Genomic DNA, 24,802 nt, shown 5'->3' with positions numbered 1-24,802 from the left:
GGATCGAGTAGGCCGGGTAAGGCGCAGCCGCCACCCGGCGACGACGTGGATCACACATCATATCGCGATAACCCAACGTCCTTGAGTTGCTCGTCGCTCATCTGGCTCAGGATGCGGCGGGTGCGGTTGATGCGATACCAGTTACGCAGCGTTTTTGCGATCCAGACAAACACAATAAACGGACGTTTTGAACGATTCTCGTAGAATTCCATGATGCTCTCCTCACTGTGTCAGTGGGGTTATCATCCCGGAAATCCACCCGTGCAATACAGATGCAAAAACAACTTTTGTTTAACATACAGATCCGCTAAAACAGTATCTGCATGGCAATTTTCGCAGCAATCTGTACTGGTTTTATAATCTGTATGGTGAAAACAAAGGATACAGCATGACACGCTACCAACATCTGGCCAATCTTCTGGCTGAACGCATTGAGCAAGGGCTGTATCGCAGCGGCGAACGTCTGCCGTCGGTGCGCACGCTGAGTCAGGAGCACGGCGTGAGCATCAGCACCATACAGCAGGCCTACCAGATCCTCGAAAACCTCCAACTGATCACGCCTCAACCGCGCTCCGGCTATTTTGTCTCACCGCGCAAAGCCCAGCCGCCCGTCCCGGCGATGACGCGCCCGGTGCAGCGCCCCGTGGACGTTACCCAGTGGGATGAGGTGATGATGCTGCTGGACGCCCGCGCCGACAAAGAGATGATCTCCTTCGGCGGCGGTTCGCCGGACATTAACCAGCCGAGCCTGAAGCCCCTGTGGCGCGAGATGAGCCGCATCGCGCAGCATAACCCTGGCGAGATGCTGAGCTATGACGTGCTTGACGGGCGTCTGGAGCTGCGCGAGCAGATCGCCCGCCTGATGCTCGACGGCGGCTCCACCGTTTCGGCAAGCGACATTGTGATCACCAACGGCTGCCACGGCGCGCTGTCGATTGCCCTGCTTTCGGTATGCAAACCGGGGGATATCGTGGCGGTGGAATCGCCGTCGTTTCACGGCACCATGCAGATGCTGCGCGGGTTTGACATCAAGGCGATTGAAATTCCCACCGACTCTGAAACCGGGATCAGCATCGAAGCGCTAGAGCTGGCAATGGAGCAGTGGCCAATCAAGGCGGTGATCCTGGTGCCCAACTGCAATAACCCGCTCGGGTTTATCATGCCGGAGGCGCGGAAAAAGCAGGTGCTGGCCCTCGCCCAGCGGCACGATATCGTGATTGTCGAGGATGATATTTACGGCGAGCTGGCGGCGGAGTACCCGCGCCCGCGCACCATTCATTCGATGGATATCGACGGCCGCGTGATCCTCTGCAGCTCGTTTACCAAAACCGTGGCGCCGGGCCTGCGCGTCGGCTGGATTGTGCCGGGACGCTACTACGACCGGGTAATGCACATGAAATACGCCGCCGGCGGATTTAACGTGCCGGGCACGCAGATGGCGGTGGCGGCGTTTATTCGCGACGGTCATTACCATCGCCATGTGCGCCGTATGCGCCAGATTTATCAGCAGAATATGGAAACCTACACCTGCTGGGTGCGGCAGTATTTTCCGGCAGAGATTTGCGTCACGCGCCCGCAGGGCAGCTTCCTGTTGTGGATTGAGCTGCCGGAGAAGGTCGATATGGTGTGCGTCAGCAAGCAGCTGTGCCGGATGAAGATCCAGGCCGCGGCCGGGTCGCTGTTTTCCGCCTCCGGGAAGTACCGCAACTGCCTGCGGATCAACGTAGCGCTGCCGCCGACGGAGAAACATCGCGAGGCGTTGAAGAAGCTGGGTGAAGCGATTGTGATTGCGATGGAGGAGTAGTGTTTTGCCGGGTGGCGGCTTCGCCTTACCCGGCCTACGTTCTTGCCGTTGTAGGCCCGGTAAGCGCAGCGCCACCGGGCAACAGGCCGCACTACTCGTCGAAGTACCAATACCCCTGGTTAATCAGCCCGGTGAGCTCTTCGACAAACGCCGGGTTTTTCAGCGCATCGCCCAGCTCGGCCTGACCGAGTTCGGTGTAGCGGCACAGCGCATCCGCCGCCTTCGCGTCTACCGTCTCAAGCTGTTCGCTGTTGATGAAGAAGCTGCCGTTGATGTTCAGCACGCGCAGGCCGCTCAGGCGAGACAGCGTTTCGCCGCCCTGCAGCGCGTCCAGCACCTCTTCCGGCGCGTACGGCGGCTCGGCGGCGGCAATATCCAGCTCGTGGCGCGGCGTGGAGACAAAACTGCCGAACCATTTTGTGAAATCATCTGGCTTGGCGATCATGTCGATCATCATCTGACGAATGCGATCGAGCTCGTACTGCTCCACGCGGCCCGGGTGTTCGCGGCAGGTCAGATCCGGATCGCTGTAGTGCTCGCCGCCCAGATCGTTTTCCAGCGCATAATCGGCGAAGCTGCTGATCAGATCGCGGCCGTTTGGCCCACGGAAGCCGACGGAGTAGTTAAGCGCCGTTTCATGGGTAAAACCGTCGTGCGGGAATCCAGGCGGAATATAGAGAATATCGCCCGGGGCCAGATCTTCGTCGATGATCGGCTCGAACGGATCCACATGCAGCAGCGCCGGATGCGGGCAGAACTGACGCATCGGCAGCTTGTCACCCACGCGCCAGCGGCGGCTGCCCATCCCCTGAATGATAAACACGTCGTACTGATCGATATGCGGACCCACGCCGCCGCCCGGTACGGAGAAGGAGATCATCAGATCGTCCAGACGCCAGTCCGGCAGAACGCGGAACGGACGCACCAACTCCGCCGCGGGCATATGCCAGTGGTTCACCGCCTGCGCCAGCAGCGACCAGCCGGTTTCGCCCAGATCGTCAAAGTGCTCGAACGGACCATTGCTGGCCTGCCATTTACCGTTGAAATGGCTCACCAGACGGCTATCGACCTCCGGCTCCATCGCCAGACCCGCCAGCTCGTCCGGGGTAATCGGGTCGACAAAATTCGGGAAGGCATTTTTCAGCACAACGGGTTGCTTTTGCCAGTATTTCTCAAGAAATTCCGGCCAGTTCAGGTTCAGTTGATACGCCATGGGTAGCACCAGTGAGAAGGGAAACAGGCGCGATTATAGGCAAGAAGGCAGAGGGGGAACTTGTCATGGGTCAAACCAGCACGTGTAGGTCGGGTAAGGCGAAGCCGCCACCCGACACAAACACGCCGCGAAAACTTAATCCAGCTTCAGCTCGTCATAGTGGGTAATCAGTTTACCCACGATACCGTAGTCCAGCGCTTCTGCCGGGGACATCCAGAAGTTGCGGTCGGTGTCTTTTTTCACTTTTTCCAGCGGCTGGCCGGTAGCGTCGGCGATCAGCTTGTTCACGCGATCCAGCATGCGGATGATCTCGCGCGCTTCGATCTCAATATCGGTCGCCTGACCGCGCACGCCGCCCAGCGGCTGGTGGATCATGAAGCGGGTATTTGGCAGCGAGTAGCGGTGCTCTTTTTTCGCAGCCAGGAAGATGGTGATCCCGGCGCTCGCGACCCAGCCGGTGCCGATCACGTGCACTTCCGGGCGAATGAATTTGATGAAGTCGTGGATGGTGTCGCCCGCTTCCACGTGGCCGCCCTGGCTGTTGATGTACAGCTTGATCGGATCGTTGCTGACGCTTTGCAGCAGGATCATCTGGGTGATCACTTTCTGCGCCAGCTCCTGGTTGATCTCACCGGAGATCACAATCGAACGAGACTCCAGCAGTTTTTGCTGCAGAGCGCCCGCGCCGTTTGACCCTTCCGCCTTTTCCTTGTCGCTTTCTTTCAGTGTGTAGTGCATTGTTATTTCCTCAGCTTGTCGCGCTCAAAACCAGAGTGTAGCCTGTTTTACCGATCAAAGTCCTCACAGACAAATAACGAGGGAGCTTATGCATATTGCCCATGTTGCACTGTGGACCCGAAACCTGAACGCCCAGGTTCAGTTCTGGGAAACGGTTTTTAATGGCCGCAGCAACGAACGCTACGTCAGTAAAAATCGTCCCGGGTTTGAATCAAACTTTATTACGCTGAATGACGGACCGACCATCGAGCTGATGACGCTGCCGGACCTGCCCGCAGCCCCGTCACATCCGGAGTTTATCGGCTGGGCGCATATTGCCATCAACGTCGGCAGCAAGGCGCAGGTGGACGACATGGCCGAACGGGCGCAGGCCAGCGGCACGTTGCTCAGCGCCCCGCGCATGACCGGAGACGGCTTCTATGAAGCGGTCATCGCGGACCCGGACGGCAACCGGATTGAGCTGGTCGGTGCATAACATCAGCGTTTCGTTCCTGAACTCGCCCGGTCACGGATCGCTATACTTCATATGATTATCATATTGTTAAATGATAATTATAATTAATGTGTTAAGATGAAAGTCAGCATAAACAGTCCCTTACGTCACTCCTGGGGGCTGTTTGCATCCTCGACATGTAAATCAGCACCGGGGCGGTGAATGGAACACATTGTGTATGTGGTTGATGACGATGACGCAGTCAGACAGTCCGTAATCGGGCTGCTGGAATCCGCGGACTTAAAAGCCATCGGCTTTTCATCGGCAGAAGCGTTTCTTCAGCACCGCTTTGAAGAGCTCCCCTCGTGCGTGGTCCTCGATATGCAGATGCCCACCATCTCGGGTTTTGAGGTGGCAGATGCCCTCAAGGACAGCGGGCGTGAAATCCCGATTATCTTTCTCACCGGCCACGGCACCATTCCGATGTCGGTGCGCGCCATAAAAGGCGGCGCTTACGAATTTCTCACCAAGCCCGTCGAATCCACCGCGCTTATCGACGCCATTGAGTCCGCGCTGCAGCTGGCGGAAAACAATGCCGAGCGCAATAAAGAGCACTACGCCCTGAAGCAGCGCCATCTCTCCCTCACGCCGCGCGAACACGAGGTGCTCACGCTGGCGATAAGCGGCATGCTGAACAAGCAAATTGCCGCCGAGCTGGGCGTCAGTGAGATCACGGTGAAAGTGCATCGCCGCCGCGTAATGGAGAAAATGCAGGTGCGCTCCGTGGCAGAGCTGGTCAGGGCCGTTGAGCGCCTGACCAAAAGCCAGCCTGCGGAGTAACGTTTACCCTTCCTGTACCGCCAGCGGCAGCGCAAAGGCAAACACCGTGCCGTAAGGCTCCCGGCGGCGCGCGCTCAGCTTCCCGCAGTGGCGCTCAATGATGCTGGCGCTGATGGTCAGCCCCATCCCCATCCCCTGTGGCTTGGTGGAGTAGAACGAGTCAAAAATCTGCTCCAGCCGCTCGGGCTCAATGCCGCTCCCGGTATCGGCGATCTCAACGATCGCTTTCCCGTCCGCGTTGCTGGTGCTGAGGGTGATGGTGCAGGCGCGATCCTTCACCTCGGCCATCGCCTCAACGGCGTTCATCACCAGGTTAAGCAGCACCTGCTGGATCTGCACCCTATCGCCGGTGATAAAGCTGTCCTGCGCCTTCAACAGGTAATCAACGCTAATGTGTCGCTGCTCCAGCTCGCTGCGGGAGAGCGCGATGATATGGTGGATCAGATAGTGCAGATCGATGCGCGAGAAGGTGGGATCCTGCTTGCGCGTCAGGGACTGGATGCTGCGAATGATCTCCCCCGCCCGAGCGCCTTCCGCGGCGATCTCTTCCAGCCCTTCCCGCACTTTATCCAGCCGGGCCGGCTCCCGGCTGAGCCAGCGCAGGCTCGCTCCGGCGTTAGAGACGATCGACATCAGCGGCTGGTTGATCTCATGGGCGATAGAGGAGGTCAGCTGCCCGACGGTGGTGGCGCGGGACACCCTCGCCAGATCCGCCTGCGCCACCCGCATGGCATCCTCCGCGGCGCGCTGGCTGGTGATATCGGTGATGATGCCGTAATACTCGTTCACCTCGCTGCCCACGCCCACCGGATCGCCAATCCCGAGGATATAGCGCGTTGAACCGTCGGTACGCTTCACCCGAAACTCCGCGCGCATGGAGAGCCCTTCGCGCACGCTCTGCGTGACGATGGTGCTGATGCGGGCGTAATCGTCTTCATGAACGAAGGTCAAAAATTCCGCCATGGAGATCATCTTTTGCTGCTCGGGCAGGCCGAGGATGCGGGCGTACTCCTCCGAGACAAACATCAGATCCTGCTCCAGCTCCCAGCGCCAGCTGCCGGTGTGGCTGATCTGCTCGCCCAGCATCAGCGAGGTCTGGCTGGCGCGTAGCTCTTTTTCCACCCGACGGCGCTGGATGTTCTCCCCCAGCAGCTCGGCGTACAGCCGCGCCGTCTCCAGGGAGACCGCAGCCTGCGCCCCCAGCAGGCTCACCACGCGAGAATGCTCGGCGGTGAAAACCTCCGGCATCAGGCGGTTTTCCAGGTAGAGCACGCCCACCAGCCGCGCCTGTTTGAACATCGGGACGCACATGACGGCCGCTCCCGAGGTCACCAGATAGGGATCCTGGCTGAAGGGGTGAAACTCCTCCGGCTTACCGGTGCGGATCTCCTGCCCGGTGCGGATCACCGCCGCCAGCACCGACAGGGGCATGTCGGTCGCCGTCGGCACGTCTTTCAGGATCCGCACCCGCACGCCGTCGGTGCTGGTCCAGGCGCTGGCCTCGATCTCCGGGATCAGGTTATCGCTCACGCGAAGCAGCAGGCCGCGCTGCGCCCCGGCGCGTTCGAGGAGGATCGTCATCAGGTTTTCGATTAAGCGCTCAAGATTGATCTCTTCCGACAGCGCGCGGGAGGCTTTGATGACGCTCTGCAGATCGCGGATGGTCTCGTTCTGGGCGAACGCCACCGTGTCATAGGCGCTCGCCTGCCCTGAGGCCAGCAGATGCGGGAAATCCTGCTCCAGCTGGCGCACCTTGGCCTGCGCGCCCGCCCGGCCCCAGGCGGCAATTGCGCCACGGAAGTGTGCGTCAGAGGCGGTTGGATAGCCGCAGGCCAGCGCAAAGCGGCCCGCCAGCTCGTGGGCCAGGGCATTAATCGGATTAAACCCGCCCTCGCGGGAGAGCCGGACCGCCTTCTCATACTGCTCAAGCGCGATGCTGTTCATCCCGTCCAGACGCACGATTTCGGCGTAGATCAGCGCCTCTTTATCCGCGAACGTGCCGGGATTAATGCGCGCCCAGAGGGCGATTTTGTCATAGTGAGCGTGAATGCTGCGACGGTGGTTCGCCGAGAAGGTCTCCGGCGTTAACTGACGCGAAAGCGCCAGCGCGCTGTAGAGATGGTAATCCAGCAGATGAATGTGCCCCGGCGCAGACCACGCGTACCAGCCCGCCATCTCCAGATCCGCCTGCGCGTCGGCATACTCGCCGCAGGTAAAGTGGGCCATGCCGCGGTAGAGCCAGTACCAGAACAGCATGGTGGAGGTCTGCTCCGGTGCCTGCTCCGGCGACGCGGGCAGCAATGCCTCCGGCAGCACCTGCGATGCGGTCCAGGTGCCGATAACAGGCGTGCGCAGGAACTCAACGTAGCCGCGCTGGACCATCAAAATGGTCTCCACGTCCTGGAAGTGGGTTTTACGCACGAACGCCAGGCCGCGATCGATGCTGGTCAGCACCCCGTCCAGGTGATCGCCCCGGGAGAGGAAATTAATGACCTGGTGGCAGGCCGCAAAGCAGGCCATCGTCATATCCCCGTGGGTCACCGCCGAGGTAAAGCAGGCCTTCGCGCACTCGATGGTAAACGATAAGGGCTGGGTCCAGACGCTGAGCTGGTCGAGCGGCAACAGGGTTTTAGCTTCGAATGCGTCGTAGCCGTGGCGATTCACCAGCTCGCGGGCCAGGGTGCCGTACTGGAAGCCGAGGCGATACTCGGCGTAGCGGTGGCCCATCAGCACGCCAAACCAGGCCATCGCCGTGGTGGAGGCGCCGGTAATACCGTGGTCGAGCGTCAGGTGCATCATGCGGCAAAGCAGTAAAAAGTGCAGGCGCGGACAGATGAAGCTGGCGCAAATGCTGGCGCTGTAAAGCAGGTTCATCACCGCTTCGGTTTCCGGGTTATCCATCCGCGAGAGCGGGACAAACAGGCTTTGCGGCGCGTCGCCCGCGCGGTTACAGAAGTGTTCCCAGGCCTCGTCGCAGTCGGCATCTTCCGGATAGCGGCCGATCTGAATACCAAAGACCCCCAGCCAGCAGAGCGCTGCCTCCAGCGCCAGACGGCTGTCCGACTGGCGAATGTACACTTCCACCAGCAGATTGGCCGCCAGCGCCTTTTCGGTCAGCCCGCCGGGGCACCCGAGAATGGCGTCACACAGCTCGCGGGTTCGCGCCAGGTGCCCCAGCGCAAACTCGCAGCCCGCCTCTTCGATATCGAGCATAAAGTCTGACACCGTCCCGGCGTTGCCCAGCGCTCGGGCTGTCTGGATATAGCTTAGCGCCGAGAGATAATCCCCCGAGCGTTTCGCGCGTCGCGCGGCCAGCAGGCTCAGCTCGCGGAACATCTGGCGCTGCGGGGCGGGCTGGATGCTGTCCAGCGCGGCCGTGACGTGATGTACGGCGCGAAACAGCAGCTCGTTCCCCGCCGCCTGCCGCGCGGCGTCAGCCAGCAGGCTGGCGGTGGTCAGATGAAGATGGCTTTTCTCATGCCGATCCAGCAGCGCAAAGGCGGCCTCCTGCACCCGGTCATGGGTGAAGGAGTACGCTTTCTCCGTCAGCACGATCAGCTGCGCCATGACCGCCGGATGCAGCGCGTAGCGCATTTCCGCCATCGATATACCAACCACGCGGCAGATCATCTCCATTTCGCCCGTGCCGCCGAGGCAGGCAAGGCTGCCCAGCAGGTGACGCGTCTCGTCGGGCAGCTCTTCCAGCTTCTCCAGCACCAGGGTGACGACGTTTTCGGTGTAATGCCGGGCGCGGATCGCCTGCAGATCGTAGTGCCACTTGTCCTGATATTTGTTGTGCACCACCAGCCCGTCATCGACGATGCGGCGGAAAAATTCGTGAACAAAGAGCGGGTTGCCCCCGGTCTTTTCATGGATCAGCGTGGCGAGGTCGGTCGTCGCCGTGCTGCGGGTGCGAAATACTGTCCCCAGCCAGCGGGACACGGCTTTGACAGAGAGCGCCTGCGGGACAATTTCGCTCGCGTGCTGTGCCGCCTCCGGCAGGCTCGCCAGCTGCTGTTGCAGTGCGGGTTCGGACAACGAACCGATGTCGCGGTGCGCCACAACCACCAGCAGCGGGATCGCGCCGCAGTTCACCAGCAAGTAGTTGAGCGTATGCAGGCTGGCGGCGTCGCTCCACTGGAGATCGTCGAGCACCAGCACCAGCGGGCAGCCCTGCGAGGCAAAGGTTTTCACCAGCGCCAGCACCATATGGCTGAAGCGCGCCCGGGCATCAATGGAAAACGTATCCGCCGGGAAGCGCGGCTTGCGCTCAAGCAGCAGGCCCAGCTCGGGCACGAGGCTGACGGCCAGCGCCTCGTGTCCTTCCAGGGCGCGAGAAAGACGGATTTTCCACTTCGCCACCTCGTCTGCCGGCAGGCCCAGCAGGTGCAGGGCCAGGGGGCGGAATGCGGAGCTTAATACGCCGTAGGGCAATGACGGTGAAAACTGATCCACTTTGCCCACCGCCAGCAGCACCGTACGCTGCTGGAGCGTTTTTAACGCCGTCGCAATGATGGAGGATTTGCCGATCCCCGACGGCCCGCCGATGGTCACCAGCTCCGGCACGCGGTTCTCCCCCACCCGCTCAAACGCGGCAATGACGTCATTCGCCTGCGGATGCGTCGCGAACAGCGAGTCCGCCAGAAGAATCGCCGGGGTGCGGTCCTGCTGGCCGGGGGTAAAGGCGACGATCTCACCCTCACCGGTCAACGTCGCCTGGCAGCGGCGGAGGTCGGCAATCAGCCCGTCGACCGTCTGGTAGCGGTTATCCGGGTGCTTCTCCAGCAGCTTCAGGATGATGGTCGACAGCATTCCCGGCACGTCCGGGCGTATCGCATCCGGAGCCAGCGGTGCCGAGGCAATATGGTAGTGAGCCCAGTTGGTCCGATCGTCCTCCCCCAGTTCAAACGGCAGGCGTCCGGTCAGGAGTTCATACAGCACCACGCCGAGGCTGTAGAGATCGCTGCGGCCATCGACGGGGCGCTGGGTGCGGGAGGTGTGCTCCGGGGACATATACGCCGGCGTGCCGCCTGAAACGGCAAGCCGGGTCTGCGCGAAGGCGCCGGAGAGGCTACATGAAAGGCCAAAGCTGCCCAGACGGCAGGTGGCATCGTGATGAACAAAAATATTGCCGGGCTTGATATCGCCGTGGATCAGGTTTTGCAGATGCATCTGTCGCAGAGGAACGCAGATCTGGATCGCCAGCTCGATAAAGCGCGCGATCCCCGAGATCGCCCTGCCCGCGCGCCGCGCCAGCAGCTCAAAGGAAAACGGGGCGTACACCAGCGCGAAGCGTCCCCGGTACTGGGTGGACGCGACGGCGCGAATGGCCCAGCTGTCCTGCAGCGCGTCACGCAGCGCAAACTCGTTTTTCAGCAGCCGGGTTGCCCGCTCTTCCTCTTCGTCGCTGACCGCGGTGGCGATAATGAACGAGCCGCCGGAATGAGGATGTCGCGCGTGCATCCAGGCGATTCCGCCCTCCTGCGCCAGCACGGTAAAAATCACATCCTCTTTAAGGACAAAAACCCGCCCCTGGTGAAGATTTCCCTGGGCGGGCCAGAATGCAGGCTGCTCGTGTTCGTTCATCCGCGATCCTTATTGTCGGCGGGCCAGCTCCCGCTGAATATGATCCAGCAGAATATCGATGTTAATCGGCTTACGCAAAAAAGCAGCGGCGCCCAGACCGAGAGCGTACCGCTGCATATTTTCATCAGCATGACCGGAGATAAAGAGCACGGGCGGAGGCGGTACGGCCAGCAGCCGCAGCTTGTCAAACAGCTCAAGGCCGCTCATGCCCCGGAGCTTGATATCGGTGATCACCAGCGCCGCGCCGGACAGGGCAAGCGGATGGCTCAGAAATACCTCTGCCGAATCAAACGTGTCGGTTGAATAGCCTTCCGACTCCAGGAGATTACTCAACCCGCTGCGGACGGAACGTTCGTCATCAATGATGGCAATGCGCCACGGCAGCGTCATGCTGTTATTCCTCTAACCAGTCATTTAACGTCGCGAGGGTCCTTCGCGGGCGCAGGGGGCGCCGTGCCGCTGATTTTCGGTACGCATTCGTGACGAAACCAGGCGAGGGTGAGCGGTTCGCGACTCAGTAAACGTCGTCCCACCGGGATAAGCTGTTCGCCCACCAGCATGCCGAACAGGCCAAGCAGGGCGACAACCGGCGGTGCCGGGGAATGGACGTCGAGCAGAGCGTAAATTACCCCAGCAACCACGCCACACACCAGCGAAATTATCCATGCTTTCATGATGACGCTCCCGTCTGCGATGCCGCCTGCGGAACGGTCACCTGAGGAGGTGGGGCGCCGTCGCGGGATAAGAGATGGCGCGTCGCCTGTTCACCCGCCAGCATCCCCAGCAGGCCAATCAGCGCCAGCGCGGGCGGCGCGGGGGAGCGCACCTTCAGCACGGCATACATCAGGCCAATCAACACGCCTGCCGCAAGGGATATCAGCCCAGTACTCATCGTGAACTCCAGAGAAAGAGGCAGCGGCGAGCCGGATGAGGGACCAGCCCGCCGACGGGACTTAGCGAGCCGGGACCGGCGCTAAGGTGCGGTGCTCGCTCTTCTGGCGAGACGGCGCTTTATGCACCATGGTGTAGGCGTAATCCACGCCCATGCCGTACGCGCCGGAGTGCTCGCGCACGATGTCCATCACCGCGGTGTAGGTCTCTTTACGCGCCCAGTCGCGCTGCCACTCCAGCATTACCTGCTGCCAGGTTACCGGGATCACGCCCGCCTGGATCATGCGCTGCATCGCGTAGTCGTGGGCTTCTTTGGAGGTGCCGCCGGACGCGTCCGCCACCATATAAATTTCGTAGTCGCCTTCCAGCATCGCGCACAGGGCAAAGCTGTTGTTGCACACTTCGGTCCACAGACCGGCAACCACGACCTTCTTCTTGCCGTTGGCCTTCAGCGCGTCGCGCACCTTCTGGTCGTCCCAGGAGTTCATGGAGGTGCGCTCCAGAATGTCCTGACCCGGGAACACGTCCAGCAGCTCAGGATAGGTGTTACCGGAGAAGCTTTCGGTCTCTACGGTGGTGATGATGGTCGGGATGTTGAACACCTTAGCCGCTTTCGCCAGCGCCACGGTGTTGTTTTTCAGCACCTGGCGGTCAATCGACTGCACGCCAAACGCCATCTGAGGCTGGTGATCGATAAAGATGATCTGACAGTTCGCAGGGGTTAACACTTCGAGCTTTGAAGAGGTCATAGCATTTTCCAGTGGTTAAGGGTAGAAATCGCCGCGAGCGCCGCGGCGATAAAGTCACCCTCATCCTGCGGTTTTCCTTCTCCGCGCGTAATTATCTCTTCGTATAGTTAACCTTAGGTATAGTTATACTTTGGTATACCTATCCTATTGTATAACTGGATCTTTGCCGAAACCGGTTCCCATAATCCTGACCATTCCCCTCTCAGTCAGGAGCAGTTATGGTTACCCTCGGTAAAGCCGATCTCATTCTGGTTAACGGCCAGTTTCACACCGTCGATCGCGAGAATCCTGTCGCGGAAGCCGTTGCCGTGCGCGACGGAAAATTTCTGGAAGTGGGTACCGTCGCCGAGGTGATGCAGCACCACGGCGACGGCACCAAAGTGGTGGATTTGAAAGGCCACACCGCCATCCCCGGCCTCAACGACTCGCACCTGCACCTGATCCGCGGCGGGCTGAACTACAACCTCGAGCTGCGCTGGGAAGGCGTGCCCTCCCTGGCCGACGCCCTGCGGATGCTGAAAGAGCAGGCGCTGCGCACCCCGTCGCCGCAATGGGTGCGCGTAGTCGGCGGCTGGACCGAGTTCCAGTTTGCCGAGCGCCGCATGCCGACTCTCGACGAAATTAACGACGCCGCGCCGGATACCCCGGTCTTCATCCTGCACCTGTACGACCGCGCCCTGCTCAACCGCGCCGCGCTGAAGGTGGTCGGCTACACCAAAGACACGCCAAACCCGCCGGGCGGGGAGATCCAGCGCGATGCCAACGGCAACCCGACCGGGATGCTGATTGCCCGTCCGAACGCCATGATCCTCTACGCCACGCTGGCCAAAGGGCCGAAGCTGCCGCTGGAGCAGCAGGTCAACTCCACGCGTCAGTTCATGCGCGAGCTTAACCGTCTGGGGCTGACCAGCGCCATCGACGCGGGCGGCGGCTTCCAGAACTACCCGGAAGATTACGAGGTGATCGCCGAGCTGCACGCGAAAAAGCAGATGACCATCCGCATCGCCTACAACCTCTTTACCCAGCGTCCGGGCCACGAGCTGGAAGACTTTGAAAAATGGACCGACATGCTCACGCCGGGCCAGGGCAGCGACTTCTTCCGCCACAACGGCGCGGGCGAGATGCTGGTCTTCTCTGCCGCCGATTTTGAAGATTTCCTCGAACCGCGCCCGGATCTCGCGCCGGGCATGGAGGACGAGCTGGAGCGCGTGGTACGCCATCTGGTGGAGCACCGCTGGCCGTTCCGCCTGCACGCCACTTATAACGAATCCATCAGCCGCATGCTGGACGTCTTCGAGAAGGTGAACCGCGACATTCCGTTCAACGGCCTGCACTGGTTCTTCGACCATGCGGAAACTGTGTCACAGGCCAACATCGACCGCATCAAAGCGCTCGGCGGCGGCATTGCCGTCCAGCACCGCATGGCCTTCCAGGGGGAATACTTTGCCGAGCGTTACGGCATCGAAGCCACCCGCCATACGCCGCCGGTGGCGAAAATGCTCGAGACCGGCGTGCCGGTGGGCCTGGGAACGGACGCCACCCGCGTGGCGAGCTACAACCCGTGGACAGCGCTCTACTGGCTGGTCTCCGGCCGCACCGTCGGCGGGATGCAGATGTACGATCACAGCGCCCGTCTGGACCGCGATACGGCCCTGATGCTCTGGACCCAGGGCAGCGCGTGGTTCTCCAGCGAGCAGAACCAGAAGGGGCAGATTAAAGTCGGCCAGCTTGCCGACCTGGCGGTGCTGAGCAAAGACTACTTCCGCGTGCCGGAAGAGGAGATCAAGGGCATCGAGTCCGTTCTCACGGTGGTCAACGGCGACATCGTCTACGCCGCGGGCAGCTTTGGCCCGCTCGCGCCGCCGGCCATCCCGGTCCTGCCCGAGTGGTCCCCGGTGGTCAAGGTGCCGGGCCACTACCGCAGCGCGCCGCCGCAGGCCGCACGCGTGGGTATGAGCGCCGTCCACCACTGCAGCGGGCCGTGCGGGGTTCACAGCCACCAGCATGACTTCGCCCGCACGTCAGCGATGCCGGTGTCCGACGATAACGCTTTCTGGGGGGCGCTGGGCTGCAGCTGCTTTGCATTCTGATGAAAAACACCACTATGCCGCCCCGGATCGACCTGGGGCTGTTCTTCCTGCGCCTGACCGGCAGCCTGCTGCTGCTGTACGTGCACGGCCTGCCGAAGGTGCTGCACTTCAGCGAAGAGCTGACGCGCATTGAAGATCCGTTCGGCTTCGGGCCTTACGCCAGCCTGATCCCGGCGATTGTCGCCGAGGTGATCTGCCCGCTGTTGATCATTGCGGGCGTCTACACCCGCCTGGCGTGCCTGCCGATTATCGCCGTGCTGCTGGTGGCGATGCTGGCGGTCCACCCGAACTGGTCGATTGCCGAAGGGCAATTTGGCTGGCTGCTGCTGATTATCTTCACCACTCTCGCCCTCACCGGGCCGGGCCAGTGGCGGCTGCAGCGTAAGGCAACGGAGAGGTTCGCATGACCCAGGTTAACGACGTTCGCGACGCACACGTCGAGACGACGCCCGCACCGACGGTTTCACCCTGGCAGCCGCTGAGCCAGCCGGTGTTCCGCATGCTGTGGATCGCCACGGTGGTCTCTAACGTCGGCTCATGGATGAGCGACGTCGGCATCAACTGGAGCATGCTGACCCTGAGCGCCGACCCGCTGGATATCGCGCTGGTGCAGGCGGCCAGCAGCCTGCCGATGTTCCTCTTCGCCCTGCCGTCCGGGGTGATGGCGGACATCGTTGACCGGCGTAAATACCTGCTCTTCTCCCAGCTGTGGGTGTTCATCGCCGCCGCCGGGCTGACGGTGCTCTCCTTCACCGGACACGTCACCCCAACCGTGCTGCTGGTGGCGACGTTTCTGCTGAGCGTGGGGGCGGCGATGAGCTCGCCGCCGTTCCAGGCCGTGCTGCCCGATCTGGTGAGCAAGCCGGAGCTGGGCGCCGCCGTGGCGCTGAACTCGCTCGGGGTGAACATCAGCCGGGCGATTGGCCCCGCCCTGGGTGGTTTCCTGCTGTCGCTCGCCGGGCCGTGGATGGTGTTTGCCCTGAACGCGCTGTCCGTGGTGGGCGTGGCGTGGGTACTGTGGCGCTGGCGTCCGGCCCCGTCCATTCAGCGTCTGCCGCCGGAGCACTTCTTCTCTGCGGTGCGCACAGGCATCCGCTACGTGCACGCCGCCCCGGTGCTGCGCAACGTGCTGGTGCGTACGGTGGCCTTCTTCGTTTTCGGCAGCGCAGGCTGGGCGCTGCTGCCGCTGGTGGCGCGCCGCGAGCTGGGCCTGGGCCCGGCGGGCTACGGCGTGATGCTGGCGTGCATTGGACTGGGGGCGATTGCCGGGGCCATCCTGCTGCCGCGCCTGCGCCAGCGGCTGAACGCTGACCGCCTGATGGTGGCCGCGAGTCTGGTCTTTGCCCTCACCATGCTGGCGCTGGCGTTTGTGCGCCACGTCTGGCTGCTCAACCTGTTTGAGTTCTTCACCGGCTTCGCGTGGATTGCGGTGCTCTCGACGCTGAACCTCGGCGCCCAGCGCAGCGCCGCCCGCTGGGTGAAGGCCCGCGCGCTGGCGGTCTACCTGACGGTGTTCTTCGGCTCGATGACCACAGGCAGCGCCATCTGGGGGCAGATAGCCTCCCGGTTCGGCACCCCGACCGCGCTGGTTGTCGCCACGCTGGGGATGGTGCTGGCAAGCGCCACCGTGTTCCGCTGGAAGCTAGAGAAAGACCCGGAATTGAACCTCGACCTGAGCGGCCAGCCGCTGGACGGCGTGGAGATCGACCTGCCGAACGAGCGCGGCCCGGTGCTGGTCTCGCACGAGTACATCATCGACCCGCACAACGCGAAAGCGTTTTTGCAGGCAGTGCACGAGCTGCGCCGGGTGCGACGCCGCGCCGGGGCGATGAGCTGGGCGGTATACGAGGATATCGAACGCCCCGGACTGTTTATCGAGACCTTCCTGATGGGCTCCTGGATTGAGCATCTGCGCCAGCAGGAGCGCCACACCATGAATGACCTCCTGCTGCAGAGCCGCGTTCTGGCTTTTCATCAGGGCACAACATCACCGGCAATTCGTTATCTGGTCGCGCCGGTATAACCATAACCATCACCTGCACAGGAACACACTATGGCAACGTTTAAGGCAAAAGACGGCACGCAGATTTACTACAAAGAAGGCGGCGCGGGCAAACCGGTTCTCTTCAGCCACGGCTGGCCGCTGGACGGCGACATGTGGGACAGCCAGCTGAACTACCTGGCCGAGCGCGGCTTCCGCGCCATCGCCTTTGACCGCCGCGGCTTTGGCCGCTCGGATCAGCCCTGGAACGGTTACGACTACGACACCTTTGCGTCCGACATCAACGACCTGATTACCACCCTGGACCTCCAGGACGTGACGCTGGTGGGCTTCTCCATGGGCGGCGGCGACGTGACCCGCTACATCAACAACTACGGCAGCGCGCGCGTGGCCGGTCTGGCGCTGTTGGGCGCGGTCACGCCGATCTTCGGCAAATCCGACACCTTCCCGCAGGGTGTGGATCAGAGCGTGTTCGACGGCATTCGCGACGGGCTGCGTAAAGATCGCGCCCAGTTCATCAGCGACTTCGCCACCCCGTTCTACGGCACCAACGCCGGGCAGACCGTTTCCGCCGGTGCCCTGACCCAGACGCTGAATATCGCCCTGCTGGCCTCCCTGAAGGGCACCATCGACTGCGTGACCGCGTTCGGCGAAACCGACTTCCGCCCGGATATGGCGAAAATCGACGTGCCGACGCTGGTGATTCACGGCAGCAACGACCAGATCGTGCCGTTTGAAAGCACCGGCAAGCTGGCGGCAGAGATGATCAAAAACGCCACGCTGAAGGTGTACGACAACGCGCCGCACGGCTTCGCGCTGACCCACCAGGACCAGCTTAACGAAGATCTGCTGGCGTTTGTGAAGTCGCTGTAAGTTCCCGGGGCTGACGCCAGAAGGCGTCAGCCTGAATATGCACTTCCGGACATACCAAATTTGAGCGTAGAACTCCCTCTCCCTTGTGACTAGTATTCCTTCATTTCAAAGGGAGACTACATAAGATGAATATCCAGTTTCATAAGCGGCTAACTCGAAAGTTTATCATCGCTATTTTAACATCCTCTTCATTTGTCACAGCCTGTACATTTAGCGTTATATGGTTCTATCTTGCGAATATTGACCGGCTTGATATTTTATATGATGCGTTGAGCGTGAGTAGCGCAGTAGGAATAATATTTGGATTTACCCTTGTCTCACTACTTGGCTTCAGCCTTGTCATTTTTATCTCATCTTTCCTTGCTTACTTAATTTACACCGCACATGAGAAAGAGTTTGTTAAATACGAAGGTTTGACACATAGCTTTACCTCAGTCTGTTTTGGTAATAGCGTTGTGATGTGCGTTGTGCTTATCGGAGCGTTCTGCTTACAATTTTTTCTGCATGTAAATGGTTTTATCGTTCTTGCCTTAGCGATAGCAATAATACTGGCCGCATCGTATGGCTTATGCTACAAGCTTATGTTCAACGTTCAGTCATATAAGGATGTTGATGATACGCGTGATGTAAAATATTTGCAGAAAAACGCCGTCAGGAACTGGCTGCCTCTGTTATTGATTGCCCCTGCTTTTACACAAATCTTCCCACTCATTTTTATCGCGGGTCAGCTAGATTTTAACGAAGAAAGTAATACGTTCTTACAGGTTATCATTTTCCTTGCACTCTCGGTCGCGATGATTATTGTGGGTATCTTCCCAGGAATGATCCTGATAAACGAAAAGAAAAATAAAAATTTATTGCAAATAATCATTTATACACTAATCATTATTCCTGTCAGCATGCTTGTCCTGACAATGATTTTCCGCCCCACCCCTAATATGATCATTAACATGACCATGAACCTTTCCGGCATTAGCGACTGGCGCACACATCAATATTACATAGATACTCACACTCACCCGCCAGCGATGTTTGATGGTTTAACATGGAACACACGTTACTATAAAGATATCCCTTCGAGATTCTTTATCACCGGCGTAAACATTTTCTCGCTTGGAAACATTCAGCTTATTTGCCCTACGCAAATCAATCATGCCAGATCGCTGAGCCTGAAAACTACGCCAGACAACTTTGACGAATATGACCTTCGCATAAAACGGTTAAAAAACACCGCTATGAAATGTATCCCGTTTAAGAAGGATGAGATACACCAATGGGATTCGCCTATAGCTGAACCTGTTTATTTTCAGAAAATTAAATCTACCGGTGATAGCCTTTTATTAAAGTTGCTTCATGATATCAAGTAGCTTTTTAAGAAACGCCCGCAGCGCGGGCGCTACTTAATCAATTCACCGTAAGCGGAGGATCATGCTTCTGCCCGGGCTCACCGCGTTATGGCCAAATTCGATGTGCCGACGCTGGTGATCCACGGCAGCAACGACCAGATCGTGCCGTTTGAAAGCACCGGCAAGCTGGCGGCAGAGATGATCAAAAACGCCACGCTGAAGGTGTACGACAACGCGCCGCACGGCTTCGCGCTGACCCACCAGGACCAGCTTAACGAAGATCTGCTGGCGTTTGTGAAGTCGCTGTAAATCTTAAAAAGCGAAGCCTGATGGCGCTTCGCTTATCAGGCCTACAAGGGCTGGTCCTGTAGGCCGGGTAAGGCGCAGCCGTCACCCGGCGCTTTCGCAGACGCGTTCCGCTCCGCCAGCAGCCGACAAATCTCCGCGTGCTTCTCCTCGGTAAAGGTAAAGCGCGACATGAAGCCCATTCGAATCAGCGACCCTATCGCCGGCAGCAGGCAAATCCCGAAGAAAAGCCCCGACAGCACACTCTCGCTCTGGATTTGCGCCTGCGGCACGTAGCCGATCATCGTCAGAAACACGCCGATTAACCCGCCGCCCACCGCTACCGACATCTTGCCGGTGAAGGTCTGGCCGGAGAAAGTGATCGCCGCGCAGCGCTTGTGGGTGTGGTACTCCGCGTACTCGATGGTGTCGGCAATCATCGACGAGGTGAGGATATTGGTCATCATCACGAACAGCGTGCTCAGGCCGAGCAGAATAAACAGCATCGTCACCTGCTGATAGCCGACAAACCACATCATCACGCGCACCGCCACGTCCAGCCCGCAGAGGATCATAAACAGCTTCCGTTTCTGCATCCGGCGCGTCAGCATCGGGGCGACCAGGCATAGCACCGCCGCGACTATCCCCATCACGCCAATCGCCATCTGCAGGCTGCCGTCGCCCAGGTTGTTGATAAAGAAGTAGATATAGAGCCCGCCCGCCACGTTGTGGAACACGCAGAAGAAGAACGACAGCAGGACGATAAACAGCGGCTTGTTCTGACGCAGGTTGTGGAAGGTGTCGCGGATGGTCACCTTTTCCGGGCTCGGCGGCACGCGCTCTTTGATCTGCATGAAGCCGTTAAGCATCAGCGGCAGACCCACCAGCATCATCACCAGCGCCGCCATAAAGTAGCCTTTGTCATTACTGTACTGGGCGAAGTAGGCTGCCAGCTTCGGGAAGAAGATGTTGGCGCAGGCAATCCCGGCGTTCACCCCGAGCATCGCTGCCGTCACCGCGCGGGTGCGCTGCCCGGAGTCGTTGGTCATCACCGACGACATCGACCAGAACGGGATATCGGAGATGGCGTACAGCGTCCCCCACAGGATATACGTCACCCCGGCGTAGAGGATTTTGGTGGTCATGTCCGCTTCGATTTTATAGAACGACAGCAGCGTGACGCCGGTGATCAGCAGCGGGGCGATCAGCAAAAAGTGGCGAAACTTGCCGAACCGGCTGTTAATGGTGTCCATAATGCTGGCAAACAGCGGATCGTGAACCGCGTCCCACGCGCGGGCAATCAGGAAGATGGTGCTCGCCGCCAGTGCCGAGATCCCCAGCACGTCGGTGTAAAAATAGTTAATAAACGAACCCACTAAACCAAAGCTAAAACACTGACCTAAACCATAACCAAAATAAGACCACAGCTCGCGAGACGGTATTTTCATTGTCGTTGCCATTGTTATATGCCTGCCTGGTTGCCCGGCGGTGGACCGCCGGGTCGATATTATTAGTCCTGCGCCTGCGGGGCGATCTTGCGCAGCTGCTGCATTAATGCGATTTCACGGCGCGAGAACGGAATGCCGTTCTCCTCAAACACGTCGTGGAACCAGAGACGGCAGTAGTCCGTGGACTCCTTCATCACCATCGGCCACGGCAGCCACGTCTGGGTTTTGCCGCGCACCAGCCCCCACTGGTACGGCGCGACCTTCGCCGCGTACATCAGCGGGAGCTGCTCTTCAATGGTGCTGCCCACGTGGCGCGCCAGCCATTCGGTGCAGAACAGCGGGCGACCGAGCGCCTGCAGTTGCTGAATAATCGCCGTCATGCGCCCGGTGTGGGTGTAGGCGTGGAAGCTCACCACGTCCGAGAGCGCCAGCGCGGTCTGGTCCAGCGGATGCTGGAAGAACGTCTCGCCCTCCTCTTCCGGCGGCAGACGCCACGCGCAGACGGTGAGCGGCTGGGTAGGGTCTTCTTCACGCACCCACTGGAATGCGAGCTTCATCAGCGCGTGGGCGCAGGTCTCCAGCTTCGCGTCGTACTGCACCTCCTGCGTGCCCGTCGCGAAAATGCCGCGGTTGCCCGGCTCGTTGTAGAGATCCCACAGCAGCACGCGCCCATCCTCGCGGAACTGGCGGACAACGTCGCGGATATAGCGCTCAATTTCTGCCCAGCAGTCCGGATCGCACACCTTGTTGCGCCCCGGACTCGCCGCCGCCTGGCTGTTGTGCTTGCCCGGCACCGGCGGCTTTTGCGGGCCAAGGTACGGCTCGTCGCCGGAGAAGCCGCAGTCGTCCATTAGGGTCAGCATGGTGCTGAACCCGTGGCCGTTGGCAATCGTTAAAAAGCGGTCGATGCGCGCCATCAGCCCGTCGCGGTCATGCTCCCAGACGATAAACGGCAGGTTGATGCGCAGGGTGTTATAGCCCGCGTCCGCCGCCCAGCCCAGCTCGCGGTCAATCGTCCCGGCGTCGAAGGTCTCCGCCTGCCAGATATCGGTCCAGTTCACCGCCGTCGACGGCAGATAGTTAAACCCGCACAGCCAGCCCTTCTGCTGATACCACGCCTGTGCCTGCTCCCTGCTCCACTGCTCTTTCATTACGCGTCCTCTTACTGATAATATTTAGCTAATAAATATTAGCCGTGGGATAAATGCGCAATTTCCCGCACGAAGAAAAGCGATGCCACTCACAAAGTTCACGCTTCGATGAATGAGAAACGTGATCGACGGCGCGTAAGCGTGCGGTTAGGGTATGATGCGAAGTCGCGAAAGGGAGAGGACGGATGAAGCGAAAAACAAAAGTGACGATGAACGATATTGCGCGGGCGGCAGGGGTGTCGCAGGCGACGGTATCGCTGGTGCTTAACCAGTCCCGCAACATCAAGCTCAGCGACGACACCCGTCATAGGGTGATTAGCGTCGCCACCGAGCTCGGCTACGACCGCCTCCCCGCCGTTCACGCCCCGCGCAACCAGGAAGAGATCGCCCTGCTGGTCAGCTCGCTGCAGAGCTTTGACCCGTTTATCGACGCCATCAGCCAGGCGCGGGAAGCGGCGTGGCGCAACGAGACCCTGCTCACCGTCTACGACTACGGCGACGACATCGAGCTGGCGCTGAACATCATCCGCCAGCTGGAGAAGCGCAACTGCATCGGGATTGTTCTCGCGTCTCCGGTCACCACGCTGGTGGACATGACCGCCTTCCAGGACTGCACCCGCATCCCGCTGGTGCTGCTCAACCAGCGCGACCCCGGCTCGCCACTGCTGCCGTCGTTTATCCCGGACGATTATGCCAACGCCTTCCAGGTGACTAAACACCTCATCGCCTGCGGGGCCACGCGCATCGCCCACATCACCGGCGAGAGCTGGATGGAGGCCTCGCGCCAGCGTCTGGCGGGCTACCAGGCCGCGCTGCAGCAGGCCGGACTCGCGTGCGACGACGGTCTGGTGCGCCAGACCAACTGGCAGTTCAGCGAGTCCTTTACCGCCACTGCCTCTCTGCTGGAACTGGCCGAGCGCCCGGACGCCATCTTCTGCGCCAGCGACTGGCTGGCGATTGGCTGCTATCAGGCGCTGGCGGTGAACGGCGTGCGCATCCCGCAGGACATGCTGCTGGCGGGCTACGACGACCAGAAGATTTCCGAGCAGCTCACCCCGCCGCTGACCAGTATCCAGCTGCCCTACAGCGAGCTGGGACGGCTGGCGGTGGAGTACCTGTGCAATCAGGAAGATGCCGCCACGCACGTGACGCTGGCGGGCAGGCTGAAGGTGCGCGCCTCAAGCCTCGTCTGAGCTAAACACCATCCCCGCGTAGGGCTTCTCGCGACACGCCGCCAGCCGCGCGGCGAGGCTGCCCACGTGCAGCTCCAGCTTGTGCCCGTCCGGGTCGAGAAAATAGAACGACGCCCCCTCGCTTTTGTTCTGCTTCCAAACGGTGATGCCCGCCTGCTCAAGTATTTGCGAGAACGGTTCAAAATCCTCCTCCGCCACGGTAAACGCGTAGTGGGTGTAGTCGCTCTCCTTCGGCGGCACGTACTGGCGCGCCTCGTCGTACGACAGGCAGACCCACAGATCGCCGCAGGTGAGGTAGGCCCCGGTATTCCAGCGGGCGTGCAGCGTCAGCCCCAGCAGCTCGTGCCAGAAGGTAACGCTTTTTTGCAGGTCGCTGACCGCGAGGGTCAGATGGTTGAGAGATTGCAGCATGACGTGCCCTTTTGTTTTTCGCGCCGGACGTGGTACGGTAAAAGCATGAACATAAACCACGCCGTCCTCACCGTAAACCGCTGGTGGCTGCCTTCTTAAAGGCGGCACGGAGTAGTTTTCCCCATTTTTAGATAGCCGCCGAAAGGCGGCTTTCTCATTTCTAAGACCCCTTTCGGCAACTGCACATTAAGGAGTCTTTATGAACGCACCCACCATCCTCACCGGCGACCGCCCAACCGGCCCGCTGCACCTTGGCCACTTCGTCGGATCGCTTCGCCAGCGCGTGGCGCTCCAGCAGACGCACAACCAGTTTGTGCTGATTGCCGACCTGCAGGGGCTGACCGACAACGGCAGCAACCCGCAAAAAATTCGCGACAACATCCCCGAAGTGCTGGCCGACTACCTCGCCGCCGGCATCGACCCGAACCTGACCACCATCTGCCTGCAGTCCGCCCTGCCCGCCCTCGCCGAGCTGACGATGCTGTATATGAACATCGTCACCGTCGCCCGCGTGGAGCGTAACCCGACGGTGAAAAACGAGATTGCGCAGAAGGGCTTCGCCCGCTCGCTGCCGGTCGGGTTTATGGCCTACCCCATCAGCCAGGCGGCGGACATCACCGCGTTTAAGGCCGAGTGCGTGCCCGTCGGCGACGACCAGCTGCCGATGATTGAGCAGACCAACGAGATTGTGCACAAGATGAACAGCCTGCTGCACGCCCCGGTGCTGCGCCACTGTAAGGCGATGCTGAGCGACACCAGCCGCCTGCCCGGCATCGACGGCAGCGCCAAGATGTCGAAATCGCTGGGTAACACGCTGCACCTTTCTGCCAGCGAAGAGACCATCCATCGCGCGGTCAGCGCCATGTACACCGACCCGAACCACCTGAAGGTGAGCGACCCGGGGCAGATTGAGGGGAACGTGGTATTTACGTACCTCGACGCGTTTCACCCGGACAAGGAGAAAGTGGCGGCGATGAAAGCGCACTATCAGGCGGGCGGGCTGGGCGACCGGGTTTGTAAGAACGAGCTGGAGGCGTGTTTGCAGGAGCTGATTGCGCCGATGCGGGAGCGGAGGGCGATGTATATGCGTGACAGGGGGGAGCTGATGGCGATGCTGAAGCGCGGGACCGAACGGGCGCAAGGGGTGACGCAGGCGACGTTGAGGGAGGTGAAGGTTGGGTTGGGGGTGCCGGTGTTTAGTTAAAGTCGATTTAGCGGTGGAATGCGGGGGATTAGCATGAAGCCGCTAACTTGATTATTGCGGAAATAAGCGAGGCGCAAAAATTCTTAAATACATTATTAGCAATTGTTGTTTGTCATTCTGTTAAGAACGCTATAGTCATAGACTCTTTATTTTTTAACCGTCTCGGCAAATGCTATGGGCAAGTTTATTATTTACATGCTGAATATATTATTCTGTGGTTATGTACTGGCTACATGCCTCATTTCTTTGGTTAGTTTTGATAACTGGGAGGACCGTACAATCGCAATAACAATCATATTAGGAAGTGCACAACTTATTGCGACATTACTTTATCGGGCACTGCCTCATAAGTTACATATTTTAGGGGGGATAGCTGAACTGATAGAAGGTCCGCTATTAGTTATTGGCGCAATTGTATGTCTGGATGTGTTAGAACCCTGGCCGATGAAGATTATTGGGATGTTTGCGTGGGTTATTTTTATGATGTTTCGGCCATCATTTACGAAAAGGAATAGAGAATGATATTCTCTGCCCGCACAAACGAA

22 protein-coding genes and 1 pseudogene are annotated in these 24,802 nt (G+C 60.0%); 12 read left to right on the top strand and 11 right to left on the bottom strand.

From position 1 onward, the window contains the following. Positions 1-50 precede the first annotated feature (50 nt). Positions 51-212: a DUF1127 domain-containing protein gene (locus BFG58_RS15900; RefSeq protein ID WP_022650337.1), complete on the bottom strand. Its 162-nt coding sequence runs from the start codon at positions 210-212 to the stop codon at positions 51-53. Between the two features lie 176 nt (positions 213-388). On the opposite strand from BFG58_RS15900, the gene BFG58_RS15895 reads away from it, so the two are divergent. Then, entirely contained in the window at positions 389-1,804 is a 1,416-nt protein-coding gene (locus BFG58_RS15895) for a PLP-dependent aminotransferase family protein (RefSeq protein ID WP_063622637.1), read from the top strand. A gap of 91 nt (positions 1,805-1,895) precedes the next feature. Here the strand turns inward: BFG58_RS15895 and BFG58_RS15890 are convergent, their stop codons facing one another. Both BFG58_RS15890 and BFG58_RS15885 read right to left on the bottom strand, forming a co-directional pair. Next, positions 1,896-3,017, bottom strand: a complete 1,122-nt coding sequence (locus BFG58_RS15890; RefSeq protein WP_063622639.1) for a cupin domain-containing protein — start codon at positions 3,015-3,017, stop codon at positions 1,896-1,898. Between the two features lie 135 nt (positions 3,018-3,152). Then, positions 3,153-3,755, bottom strand: coding sequence for an ATP-dependent Clp protease proteolytic subunit (locus tag BFG58_RS15885; protein WP_024909504.1), 603 nt, complete (start codon positions 3,753-3,755; stop codon positions 3,153-3,155). Between the two features lie 88 nt (positions 3,756-3,843). On the opposite strand from BFG58_RS15885, the gene BFG58_RS15880 reads away from it, so the two are divergent. After that, positions 3,844-4,230, top strand: a complete 387-nt coding sequence (locus BFG58_RS15880) for a VOC family protein (protein ID WP_063622641.1) — start codon at positions 3,844-3,846, stop codon at positions 4,228-4,230. Between the two features lie 180 nt (positions 4,231-4,410). After that, the gene (locus tag BFG58_RS15875; RefSeq protein ID WP_063622643.1) at positions 4,411-5,028 is read left to right on the top strand and encodes a response regulator transcription factor; all 618 of its coding nucleotides are present in this window, start codon (positions 4,411-4,413) and stop codon (positions 5,026-5,028) included. 3 nt (positions 5,029-5,031) lie between these two features. On the opposite strand, the gene BFG58_RS15870 is transcribed toward BFG58_RS15875, so the two are convergent. The 5 genes from BFG58_RS15870 to BFG58_RS15850 all read right to left on the bottom strand — a co-directional run bounded on the left by BFG58_RS15870 (position 5,032) and on the right by BFG58_RS15850 (position 12,254). Further along, positions 5,032-10,614 carry an AAA family ATPase gene (locus tag BFG58_RS15870; protein ID WP_069720110.1) on the bottom strand — a complete coding sequence of 1,861 codons (5,583 nt, stop codon included), beginning with the start codon at positions 10,612-10,614 and terminating at the stop codon, positions 5,032-5,034. Positions 10,615-10,623: 9 nt separating this feature from the next. Continuing rightward, positions 10,624-11,004 (bottom strand): response regulator transcription factor, encoded by a 381-nt coding sequence (locus BFG58_RS15865; protein WP_008501346.1) that lies wholly within the window; start codon positions 11,002-11,004, stop codon positions 10,624-10,626. Between the two features lie 20 nt (positions 11,005-11,024). After that, on the bottom strand, positions 11,025-11,288 hold the full coding sequence (locus BFG58_RS15860; protein WP_024909507.1) for a XapX domain-containing protein: 264 nt from the start codon (positions 11,286-11,288) through the stop codon (positions 11,025-11,027). Continuing rightward, positions 11,285-11,506 (bottom strand): DUF1427 family protein, encoded by a 222-nt coding sequence (locus tag BFG58_RS15855; RefSeq protein ID WP_024909508.1) that lies wholly within the window; start codon positions 11,504-11,506, stop codon positions 11,285-11,287. Before BFG58_RS15855 ends, BFG58_RS15860 begins: the two co-directional genes overlap by 4 nt. 61 nt (positions 11,507-11,567) lie before the next feature. Then, positions 11,568-12,254 (bottom strand): hydrolase, encoded by a 687-nt coding sequence (locus BFG58_RS15850; RefSeq protein ID WP_008501349.1) that lies wholly within the window; start codon positions 12,252-12,254, stop codon positions 11,568-11,570. Between the two features lie 218 nt (positions 12,255-12,472). Here BFG58_RS15850 and BFG58_RS15845 point away from each other — a divergent pair, with 218 nt between their 5' ends. The 6 genes and pseudogenes from BFG58_RS15845 to BFG58_RS15820 all read left to right on the top strand — a co-directional run. Further along, a complete protein-coding gene (locus BFG58_RS15845; protein WP_069720109.1) occupies positions 12,473-14,344 on the top strand; it encodes an amidohydrolase in 1,872 nt (623 codons plus the stop codon). Beyond that, positions 14,344-14,751 carry a DoxX family protein gene (locus BFG58_RS15840; protein WP_032649971.1) on the top strand — a complete coding sequence of 136 codons (408 nt, stop codon included), beginning with the start codon at positions 14,344-14,346 and terminating at the stop codon, positions 14,749-14,751. The genes BFG58_RS15845 and BFG58_RS15840 overlap by 1 nt, the downstream gene beginning before the upstream one ends. Beyond that, the gene (locus BFG58_RS15835; RefSeq protein WP_069720108.1) at positions 14,748-16,367 is read left to right on the top strand and encodes an MFS transporter; all 1,620 of its coding nucleotides are present in this window, start codon (positions 14,748-14,750) and stop codon (positions 16,365-16,367) included. The genes BFG58_RS15840 and BFG58_RS15835 overlap by 4 nt, the downstream gene beginning before the upstream one ends. A 30-nt stretch (positions 16,368-16,397) precedes the next feature. Then, the gene (locus BFG58_RS15830; protein WP_039265314.1) at positions 16,398-17,219 is read left to right on the top strand and encodes an alpha/beta fold hydrolase; all 822 of its coding nucleotides are present in this window, start codon (positions 16,398-16,400) and stop codon (positions 17,217-17,219) included. 125 nt (positions 17,220-17,344) lie between these two features. After that, positions 17,345-18,586 (top strand): hypothetical protein, encoded by a 1,242-nt coding sequence (locus BFG58_RS24350; RefSeq protein WP_047646544.1) that lies wholly within the window; start codon positions 17,345-17,347, stop codon positions 18,584-18,586. A 75-nt stretch (positions 18,587-18,661) separates the two neighbouring features. Next, a pseudogene (locus tag BFG58_RS15820) lies at positions 18,662-18,874 on the top strand (alpha/beta fold hydrolase); the annotation flags it as partial. A 41-nt stretch (positions 18,875-18,915) separates the two neighbouring features. On the opposite strand, the gene BFG58_RS15815 reads toward BFG58_RS15820, so the two are convergent. Both BFG58_RS15815 and BFG58_RS15810 read right to left on the bottom strand, forming a co-directional pair. Continuing rightward, positions 18,916-20,310: an MFS transporter gene (locus tag BFG58_RS15815; RefSeq protein WP_069720107.1), complete on the bottom strand. Its 1,395-nt coding sequence runs from the start codon at positions 20,308-20,310 to the stop codon at positions 18,916-18,918. Positions 20,311-20,360: 50 nt separating this feature from the next. Then, positions 20,361-21,449: a cellulase family glycosylhydrolase gene (locus BFG58_RS15810; protein ID WP_069720106.1), complete on the bottom strand. Its 1,089-nt coding sequence runs from the start codon at positions 21,447-21,449 to the stop codon at positions 20,361-20,363. 185 nt (positions 21,450-21,634) lie between these two features. On the opposite strand from BFG58_RS15810, the gene BFG58_RS15805 reads away from it, so the two are divergent. Continuing rightward, a complete protein-coding gene (locus tag BFG58_RS15805) occupies positions 21,635-22,642 on the top strand; it encodes a LacI family DNA-binding transcriptional regulator (protein ID WP_069720105.1) in 1,008 nt (335 codons plus the stop codon). On the opposite strand, the gene fosA is transcribed toward BFG58_RS15805, so the two are convergent. Further along, positions 22,628-23,053, bottom strand: coding sequence for a FosA/FosA2 family fosfomycin resistance glutathione transferase (fosA, locus tag BFG58_RS15800; protein ID WP_069720104.1), 426 nt, complete (start codon positions 23,051-23,053; stop codon positions 22,628-22,630). The genes BFG58_RS15805 and fosA overlap by 15 nt on opposite strands. Positions 23,054-23,252: 199 nt before the next feature. Here fosA and trpS point away from each other — a divergent pair, with 199 nt between their 5' ends. Together trpS and BFG58_RS15790 are read left to right on the top strand one after the other, a co-directional pair. Further along, on the top strand, positions 23,253-24,257 hold the full coding sequence (gene trpS / locus BFG58_RS15795; RefSeq protein WP_069720103.1) for a tryptophan--tRNA ligase: 1,005 nt from the start codon (positions 23,253-23,255) through the stop codon (positions 24,255-24,257). Between the two features lie 174 nt (positions 24,258-24,431). Continuing rightward, positions 24,432-24,779, top strand: coding sequence for a hypothetical protein (locus BFG58_RS15790; protein WP_069720102.1), 348 nt, complete (start codon positions 24,432-24,434; stop codon positions 24,777-24,779). Positions 24,780-24,802 lie beyond the last annotated feature (23 nt).

It is taken from the genome of Enterobacter sp. ku-bf2, from assembly GCF_001742765.1.
GTDB classification, from domain to species: Bacteria; Pseudomonadota; Gammaproteobacteria; order Enterobacterales; family Enterobacteriaceae; genus Enterobacter; species Enterobacter quasiroggenkampii.
This window is presented reverse-complemented; position numbering and strand designations above follow the sequence as displayed.